This is a genomic window from Microcystis sp. LE19-131.1A (assembly GCF_027532015.1).
Classification (GTDB): domain Bacteria; phylum Cyanobacteriota; class Cyanobacteriia; order Cyanobacteriales; family Microcystaceae; genus Microcystis; species Microcystis ichthyoblabe_A.
In genome coordinates this window covers 1-9,680 of sequence record NZ_JAPZSS010000051.1, presented here as the reverse complement: position 1 = coordinate 9,680, position 9,680 = coordinate 1, and the positions used below count along the sequence as shown (strand labels likewise).

The 9,680-nt window shown below is 42.6% G+C and carries 4 protein-coding genes and 2 pseudogenes; all 6 read right to left on the bottom strand.

Going from position 1 to position 9,680, the window contains the following annotated elements; translation table 11 throughout:
• Nucleotides 1-870: potassium channel family protein (locus O9323_RS04320; protein WP_502846419.1), on the bottom strand; the 870-nt coding region annotated here is incomplete at its 3' end.
• 189 nt (nt 871-1,059) lie between these two features.
• Nucleotides 1,060-1,263 (bottom strand): annotated as a pseudogene (locus O9323_RS22835) (tetratricopeptide repeat protein); the annotation flags it as partial.
• Between the two features lie 87 nt (nt 1,264-1,350).
• Nucleotides 1,351-1,680, bottom strand: a pseudogene (locus O9323_RS22830) (PPC domain-containing protein); the annotation flags it as partial.
• 47 nt (nt 1,681-1,727) lie between these two features.
• On the bottom strand, nt 1,728-2,816 hold the full coding sequence (locus O9323_RS04310) for a tetratricopeptide repeat protein (protein ID WP_288124738.1): 1,089 nt from the start codon (nt 2,814-2,816) through the stop codon (nt 1,728-1,730).
• 146 nt (nt 2,817-2,962) lie between these two features.
• Nucleotides 2,963-8,170: a tetratricopeptide repeat protein gene (locus O9323_RS04305; protein ID WP_288124737.1), complete on the bottom strand. Its 5,208-nt coding sequence runs from the start codon at nt 8,168-8,170 to the stop codon at nt 2,963-2,965.
• Between the two features lie 59 nt (nt 8,171-8,229).
• The gene (locus O9323_RS04300) at nt 8,230-9,327 is read right to left on the bottom strand and encodes an RRXRR domain-containing protein (RefSeq protein WP_288124736.1); all 1,098 of its coding nucleotides are present in this window, start codon (nt 9,325-9,327) and stop codon (nt 8,230-8,232) included.
• Nucleotides 9,328-9,680 lie beyond the last annotated feature (353 nt).

The following is a 9,680-nucleotide window of genomic DNA, read 5'->3' as shown; positions in this document are numbered from 1 at the left end:
AAGAAAAACTTGATTAATAATGTACAGGATTAATTCTACTACAAAATTGGAAGGAGGGGGCAACCATCGATCCCTACCTCCCACACTCCGAGAATGATTATTATTCTTGAGAATGAATAGTTTATTTTTTGGAAGTCCCTTATATTCAGCAGTGAGATTCATAAAATAAGAACTTCCTGCCAATAGGGCAACTTTTTTATTTTGTAAATCCTGAAGATTGCTCAACTCTTTAGCTGGTTGCTGGGTCAATGCTAGGGTAAAGGTTGTCACCAAACCTGCCGTAATTGAAGAGGTAATCGCCAGGGAAATCCACATCCATAAATAAGTAATAAACCTGCCAGTTCCAGTCACTGGAACTTTATCACCATAGCCGACTGTTGTTGTGGTAACTGACACAAACCAGAAAGCTTCTCGCACCCCCTTAAAATAATTTTTGGGAAACTGTTCGGGATTGCGCTTATGTTCAACAAACCAGATGATATTGGCTACTAAAAACAACAATAGTATAAGTCCTAGCACCGTTAGAAGCGCCGCTCGTTGCAAGAAGGGATGAATCAACTGCCAGAGGTTGGGGGGATGGCTGGGAACGAGTAGGGCCAGATAGGAGCTATAGTAAGGCTGAGTAAAAGCAACTTTTTTCAGGCGTTCTGGCGTAATTGAGATTGGTCCGATGAGCAAATCGAGGGTGCCATTAGCAACTTGATTAATACCTGTATCAACTTCCTTAACTATATAATACTCGTATTCTAAATTTTCTGAAGTGGCCATTCTCTGCCAAATCTCAATACTAATCCCATCAAACTTAGTTGTGCTTTTCGGTTGGTAGGGCGAAGATTTTGGAGAAGGCGAAGGTTTATTTAGGGAGGAAATATCAGGTTCTTCGGTTTGTGTTATGCAATGTACGGGGGTTATAAGGGATGGAACCCTTATAGAGAAAAACGTTTGGCAATTTTTGTCAATTGTTTTTGATCTAGAGCGAACTAATCAATTAAATGTCTTGCCAGATAAGGATTTAGTCGATTTATGCCACCCTATCGAACCATAACAAGTAACGAAGAGCCGTTTGTAGAGGGGTTCGGCTTCGCTGTATCTTCCTTGAGACTCGTAAAGTCCTGCCAAATTGTTGAGACTTTGTGCAGTTAGGGGATGGTTGTCTCCTAATTGTTGTTTCCTGATAGCTAAGGCTTGTTCTGCTAGAAGAATCGCCTCGTTATATTTCCCCTGCTGATACAATTGAATAACTTGCTGATTTAATCTTTCTGCTTCGGCTAAAGTAATATCATTTTCTGTTGCTTCCCGCCAACTCAAGACGTAACTACCGGATTCTTTTGCTTTAGCTGAATTGACAATAAGGGTGTAAGTTCCCGTTACAGGTAGAGTCAAGACAATTCTGGCATTATTCTCATCTCCTCCATCATTATTCTCGGCAATCTTGTTATTATTGGGGTCAAGCAAAATGAGATAAGTATCAAAATCTTTGCTAGTCAAATCAATAATTAACGGTTCTCCTGCTTTTCCAGGAAAAGTATGGACATTGAAATAACTACCATCTTTCAGGGTTTGGCTATTGCTGTCTAACTTTCCTTCAATTGAGGAACTATTAGCTACACTAGACTCTGATTGCTGTGCTAAAGTTCTTTGTCCCACCGTTGGGGTTAAGATGACTCCCGATAATCCCATCACTCCCGCAACCGCAGCCGCCATCATCCATAATTTAACTTTCATCCTTACTCCCTCCTTAAAATGTCATTAATTGTTTTAGCCAATTCCTGAACCTGCGAAGTATCCCCTAACTGATTATAAGTCCCCTTCGCCTTAGTTAACCACTGTATCGCCTCATTCTTATTTCCCAAGAGACGATAAGCTGTTCCTAAACCCGCTTGTATCTCCGCTTGCACTGACAAATTCTGCGTATTTGTTGCCAGTTTTAACGCCTTATCATAAGGTTTTTTTGCCAACTGAGGCAACCCTATCTTAAGGTAAGTATCCCCTAACAGTTGATAAACGGTAGCAACCTGACTATTTTGCTTCACCAATCCTTCTAATACCTCAACCGCATCCCCATACAACCCATAACCTCGATAAAGATGCGCTAAAACTAACCCTGCTTCCTCTGGTGATAATTGCTGCTGTTGAACAGTTTTAACAGCATCTAAAACCGTTGTTTTCGTCTGTTCATCTAATATTGTAAACCCGACGTTTTCATCATCACGTCTAGAAGACGCACCATTATCAGCTTCTATGGTTACTCGATATCGCTCTCCTGCTTCCAGAGGAGGTTCACCGGGATAGACTATTTCAGTTTTATTTGTCTGCGTTTCCCAATTAACCCCATCTATTTTGATAGTATAATTAGTTGCACCCGGAACAGCATTCCACCGCAGGGGAGGACGATTGGCAAGAATATTCGTTTGACGAGGAGTAATTAGATAAGGTAATTTTGCTAAAGCTTTCTCTGTTTTTCCCGTTGGACGGAGGGTTGTATTATTGCTATTGGGAAGTGGAATCACAGGATTTCCCCGAGGACAGCCACTAGAAACAATATACCTTCCCGGTTTAACCGTCCACTTCTTGAGATTACTACAATAAACCTTAACTGAAGCGTTAGCTGCCACTTCTAACTTATCATCAAAACTGAGGGTAAGTCCGACAGAAGCGGGAAGAGATTTCTTCCATTGTGGTTTTTTAACGGTAACTTTCCCTTTTACCTGAAAAATCGTGTTAACTCCAACAGTGTTGCTAAAAGTCGCCGCCGGAAATCCTACCGTAATTAATATCAGGGAAATGGGGGTAAAGATTTTGAGAAATTTATTCATGGGTTGAATCAATTGAGGTTTGGCTTTAATTAGGTTCGTTGTTGAACTTTAGTCATAATACGGTGCGCTGAAGCGCAACTATGAACTATTTCTTGACTGTTAATTTTATTGATACTAACTTATTTTTTCTATTTTATGTTGATTTATTATGGGGATGAACTAAATTCCATCGGAGTCCAATCACCAGAAATAATAAAACTTGCCCAGTAGAAGGGATGTTGATAGTTTTCACTCTTGAGCATTCCTAGTTGAATTTGCCGTAAGGCTTCACTGCGTCCTTCTCCTTTTATCAATCGTCCATAATAAGCTACCATTAAATCTTTAGTTGCTTGATCAGAAACGTTCCAAAGGCTAATTAATTGGCTTTCTGCCCCAGCAATGACAAAGGCTCGACGCAGACCATAAATCCCTTCACCTACGCTAATATCCCCTAAACCTGTCTTAGAACCAGATAAAACTACTAATTTTGTTCCCACTAGATTGAGTCCAGTAATCTCCAAAGCAGTTAAAACCCCATCATCTCCTGCACTTTGACCGATTGTAACTCCTGCTAAAATTAACCCAGAACGCAATAAAGGATTCTCAATAACATTGCGTTCACCCTGTAGGGGCGAATTGCGTTCGCCCGGATTACGTTCTGGTTTAATAAAAAAACTATGAGTAGCGATGTGGAGAATATGCGGTTTTTTCGCTTGTTTGACGGCGTTTTCTGTGGCTTGAGAACCAGTTAAAACAGTGGCTTGAGCTAAGATATTTTTAATCGCTTTAGCTTCTTCCTCTGTACCCGGAAGACCGGGAAAAGTAAACTCAGACAGAGTGAGAGCGACTTTTTCCCCTGCTTTACCGTAGAAAGGATCAGCTACAATAAGCGGAGATTGTTGACTGGCAAATTTATCTTTAAGGCGCAGTAAATCCCGTCCAGAAGTGAGGTAAGTAATATGATAATTTTCCACTAAGTATTGATTATTTTCATCCACTAAAGCTTCAAAAGGAATTAAATTAAGTGCAGCATCAGGAGAAAGGAGAATTGTTTTAGTATTGCCTAATAATTGACGGATAGGCTGCATCAATGTCTCATCAAGTTGACGCGCTGATTTTTGCAGTTGAGGGAGAGGAGTTTCTGCGTCTGCAAGATTGTCACGAAAGTAAATTAATTTGTCGTCAATCGGTTTAGCTTCCCCTAAATCCTTGGCTTTGATGTCACCATTGGGATAGAGAATATAAACAGCATAACGAGGATTGCCAAAGCGTTGATTTTCAGGTGCTTTAGGATTAAAAGGTTGATAGCGGACTATTTCAACTAAAGCAGCATTGGCAGGAATTAACTTTTGAATACTTTCGAGGGTAATGGGTTGGGATAGGCTACGAAATTCGGCACTACGACGACTAATTTGGTCTTCAAGTTGTTTGGCTTTGGTGTCGAGTTCGGCGAGTTTTTGGCGGTAAATTTCGGGGGAGGGAAAATCTTCTAGTTTCTCGAAGATGAGGTTAGCGTATTGGGTGCGGGTGGCGATGAATTGGGTTAATAATTCCTGACTTTGGGGATCATTAACTTGTTGGCGCAGGATTTGTAGGCTATTGGATAGAACGTCGAGGATGCGTCCTTTACGCTGCAAGATGGTTTTGAGTGCGAGACGAGTTGCTTCTGAGTTATTAGGTATGGATTGAAGAGATCGGGAAATAACTGTATCAATCGTACCAGAATAAATTGCTATATAAGCCTGTTTTTGGAATTCATCACCTGCAATTAGGTTTTGAGAAAAGTTATATTCTTCTACCTGAAGTCCTTGACTGAACAATTCATCGGCTTCTGGGTATTTTCCTTGGTTCCAGTACAGAGTCGCTAGGTTATTAAGAGTTTGTGCCACATCAGGATGGTTGTTTCCTAACTGTTGCTTGAATATAAATAAAGCTTCTTTGTAGAGGGGTTCAGCTTCGCTGTATCTTCCTTGAGACTGGTAAAGTCCAGCCAAATTGTTGAGACTTTGTGCGGTATCGGGATGGTTGTCTCCTAATTGTTGTTTCCTGATAGCTAAAGACTGTTTTAAAAGAGGTTCAGCTTCACTGTATCTTCCTTGGGATAGGTAAAGTTCTGCTAGGTTGTTGAGACTTTGAGCGACATCAGGATGGTTGTCTCCTAACTGTTGTTTCCTGATAGCTAAAGACTGTTTTAAAAGAGTTTCAGCTTCACTGCATCTTCCTTGGATACGGTAAAGGAATGCCAAATTGTTGAGACTGGCGGCGGTAGAGGGATGGTTGTCTCCTAACTGTTGCTTGAATATATCTAAAGCCTCTTTGTAGAGGGGTTCAGCTTCACTGTATCTTCCTTGGGATAGGTAAAGTTCTGCTAGATTGTTGAGACTTTGAGCGACATCAGGATGGTTGTCTCCTAATTGTTGTTTCCTGATAGCTAAAGACTGTTTTAAAAGAGGTTCAGCTTCACTGTATCTTCCTTGGATACGGTAAAGGAATGCCAAATTGTTGAGACTGGCGGCGGTAGAGGGATGGTTGTTTCCTAACTGTTGCTTGAATATAAATAAGGCTTCTTTGTAGAGGGGTTCAGCTTCGCTGTATCTTCCTTGATACTGGTAAAGGAATGCCAAATTATTGAGACTGGTGGCGGTAGAGGGATGGTTGTCTCCTAACTGTTGCTTGAATATATCTAAAGCCTCTTTATAGCGGGGTTCAGCTTCACTGTATCTTCCTTGGGATAGGTAAAGTTCTGCTAGGTTGTTGAGACTTTGAGCGACATCAGGATTGTTTGGACCTAACTGTTGCTTCATGATAACTAAAGACTGTTGTAAAAGAGGTTCAGCTTCACTGTATCTTCCTTGGATACGGTAAAGTGTTGCTAGGTTATTAAGAGTTTGTGCCACATCGGGATGGTTGTCTCCTAACTGTTGCTTCTTAATAGCCAATGCTTCTTTGTAAAGAGGTTCGGCTTCGCCATACCTACCTAATACACTATAGAGAGCAGCCAAGTTATTGATGTTTGAACTTTCTGCAAGATGATCGCCAATCTTTCTACTCATATCTAAAGCTTGTTGATAGAAAGCGATTGCTTTTTCATACTCCCCTAAATTGGCATAATTTGCTCCTAAGTTATTGATGGATGAAATGTTTGATCTAGGACTAACTTTTTCTATAGAGATGCCAATACTCTGTGCAGTAGCTTGTAGTCGCTGATGAGTTAAAGTTAATTGCCTAACATCTACCTTCACAGTGACAAGAATACGAGAATCTCTTTCTGTAGGTACTTCGACTTGATTTCTGACTTCATCAAGTAAAGCAAGAGTTTGACTTACTGAATCTTTCACTGAATTGAGTTGAGTCTGTGCTTCTGATATTTGAGTCTGTGCTTCTAATAGTTGAGTCTGTGCTTGCTGTTTCTCTTCCCTTGCTATTTTGGACTCGTTTCGGGCATCTTGTGTGTTTTTGGTCGCTTCTGTAAATTGTTTCTCAACTTCTTGAACCTGTTGTTCTTTTGCTTTGATAGTGACTTGAGCTATTTCAGTAACTTGCTTTAGGTGCTTCTTTTCTGCAACTAAATTTTGATTAACTTGTTTCAATTTCTGTTCTGCTTCTAGCTGTAACTGTTTTGCTTTTTGTGCGTTTATGTCTGCCTGCTTTTTGTTAGTTTTAGTTTGCTCTAAACTGCGATTGAGACTGATTTTATCCTTATTAAGTTGGTCTTTATCTTGTTCAAGTTGTTTTTTTTCTCCCTCCGCTTCTTGTACATCCTGCCATGCTATTTTCAAATCATCTACCGCCTTTATCGAAATAGGAACGGCAATAGCAGCAATGGCAATAGCTCCCAATGCCCCCAACAAACTAAGCTTATTCCGTCGATTGGCTTTTTTGATGATTTTGTCGGATTCCTCCCTTGTTTCTAATAATGCTTGGTTCGCTGTTTCTAATTCTGTTTCCGCCTGTTCCCTCGCCGCAGTCAAAATCTGATTCGCTTCCGTTTCCGCCGCCAATCGCCTTTCCATATCCCGTTTTTCGACATCCTGGCTATCATCTAAAAAGCGTTCATCTTCTTTACTCAAACGCTTTCCTTTTGCCCAAGTCTCCGCATCTCTCAACGCCTGTCCCCGCAACAAAAACGACTCTTTCTGCTCCTCTTGTGCCTCCTGCCAAGCCTTAAACGCCTCCCCATAAAACCCCGGACGCAAATCCGCCAAAGCGCGAGCCACCCACTGCCCATTAAACACCTGCGCGTAGATGGGGTTATAGACTTTCAACCTGCCCTCTCGCTTCACCACCAAACCCGTCAGCCGCAGTTGTATTTGCTCATAGCTCTCATCGGCAATGATCCCCCCTTCCTTTCTGGATGAGAGAGGCGGGGATGGGGAGAGGGGGGGGATGGGGAGAGGGGGGGGTTCAGCATCCAAAACTTGCTGATAAATCCCTAGCAGTCGCCCCCGCAGCCGTTCGTCACTGCGTAAAATCCTGTCTCGTATCGTTTTCAAATGCGGCGGCACGTCCTGCGCCTCCCAATTATCGATAAGCTGGCTCGTCACCACCTGCGCCACCAAATCTGGGGGCGATAGGCGCAAATCTGCCTCCTGCACTACCAAATTCAAGACCCGCTGCGTCAAAAACGGCTGTCCCCCCGTCCAATACAACACCGCTTGCAGCACCGCCTGCGGATCGTCCACCTTGCCCACCAAACCCTGCATCAACGGTTGAGCTTCCTGGAGTTGAAAGCCACTCATCTCCACCGCCCGACCGATATTAAACGCCAAACTATGCTTACTGACAATCAGATCGGAAGGTGTTGCCACCCCTAAAAACGCAAAAGTCAGCCGCCGATAACGCAGATCTTCCGCCCGCCGCTCAAAGAAAGAGCGAATCAGAATGAAAAAACCATCGGTATCAAACTTGAGACTGAGCAGGTTATCAATTTCTTCGACAAAAATGACGACATCTTGCGAGAGTTCTGCCAGCAATACGCGATCGATAAAATAAGTAAAGCGTTCGACCGCCGAAATCGACTGAGCCGCCAGATCCTTCCACCAACTCGAAAAATCGATTTTCTCTTGTAAATGCAAATCATCGATCAAGCGTTTTATTGTTCCGGCATACCACTGATCCTCGCTCAAACTGGTTCCCCGGGTTTGCGGGTCAATGACCGCACAAGCCACCCCCTCTGCCGCTAACTTCTGCATCACCCGCACCCGCAAACTAGACTTGCCCATCTGCCGCGAGTTAAAGACAAAACAATATTCTCCTGATTTCAGGCGATCGTACAATTCGCGATCGGCCTGTCGCTCTACATACCCACGATATTCGGCAGGTAAGCTCCCGCCTACTTGATAGCTAAAAGGAGTCGAGGAAGTTGGGTTTGTCATCGAAAAATTGGGTCTGAAACCCCGCCCTTTAGCGATAGCGGAGGGCGGCTTTACATAAGTCAGTGAGAAACAATTAAACCGTTAGAACGACGAATTAACTGAATCTTGCTAACGGCTATCTGTCCCAATCGTTGACCATTGGCATCGCTTACAGATAACTGTTTTTCGGTATCTCCACTAACATAACCAATTCCTTTAGGAGAAGAAACTAAATCTCCTTTACGGAACCCATGTCTTGTGGTAGAGCCACCATATTTACGTCGTTTACCACCTTTAGAAAAAACCATCAGGTGAAGTTGACGACGACTAATAGGAGGACGTTTGATGACAGCAAAGGGAGCGTTCGTTACTTTAACAGAACCCTTCCAATCATATCCATGTCCATTAGAAGTGTGAAATGGCAAATAATCTAAAAATTGAAAACAGGCAAGAGCAATTCCATCGTTAGCATGGCTTTCTGGTGATTGTTCTGCTTTATTTTTCGACTTTTCTAGTCCCAAATATTTTCTAAGAATAGAGGTTTGCCAACCAAAGCGAGTATGGACTGTTGCCAATTGAGACAGTTGCTCAATAGCCCATTTCTGTCCGACCATAACTGGCGAGAAACCTTTTCCAGACTTAGCTCCTTTTCTACCAGAAGTTAAATCAACATCGGCTTTAATGTACTCAAAGTAAATATCGGTAATTGGATAGATTTTGGTTAGTTCGGAAACGACTCGAAGTTCAAGTTGACGATTAGCTCTAATTGAGGGAGCTAATTTTCCTTGTCTTCTATTTGAGAATCGTTTTTGTCGATGCGCTCTTAGATTAAAAGAAAGTTGGCGGTTAATCCGTCTTCCTCTACGTCCTCTTCGCATTAACCGTCTATTGTCCATGCGCTCTTTGACTCGTTTAAAAGGAAGTTCTAAGTGAGCCTTCCAAAGAGTAAAAAGAGAGGATTGAACGCCAATTCCAGAGAATAATTTACCTGGGTCAATACCAATAGCAATCGGTTGGGTTTTACTATCGGAAGGTTCATCGATTAGCTGGACATAGAAAATACCTAAGTCGTTGAATTTGCCGATAGCTTTTCCTTCTTTAATCCACCGCCTGGCCCGACTGGGTTTAGTGGGCATCAACGGCTTTCCGTCTTTTGAGATAACAGGAACTCTTGCCATGGAGATAATCCTTAAGAGTAAAGTTAAAGTCCCTTCCCGCAACACAATCAAGATGTCTTGTCTAACAACGCTTTACCAATAAAGCTTAGAGAGAATCCGAACTAGGGAAGTATTCGGAGGTCTGGGCCAGATTGTGTCTCGATGCGGTAGTCTCTACTTGCGTCGCCTAAATTGGTCTAGGCAAGCCCCGTCCCTTTTAGGGCGGGGTTAGTGACCTGACAGGGGGACAAGCTGGCTGAACTCCTTACAGCATAAGCTTTTTGGGGTGTTCGAGCGAAAAAGTTCGATGCAGATCACTCCCCATTGTTGATAAAGATTTCTAATAAGCTCGCCCAAATCCCTGATTCTCTCGT

Coding starts and splice junctions, on each gene's coding strand:
- O9323_RS04310 (WP_288124738.1), bottom strand. CDS start 2,816: ATGAATAAATTTCTCAAAATCTTTACCCCCATTTCCCTGATATTAATT.
- O9323_RS04305 (WP_288124737.1), bottom strand. CDS start 8,170: ATGACAAACCCAACTTCCTCGACTCCTTTTAGCTATCAAGTAGGCGGG.
- O9323_RS04300 (WP_288124736.1), bottom strand. CDS start 9,327: ATGGCAAGAGTTCCTGTTATCTCAAAAGACGGAAAGCCGTTGATGCCC.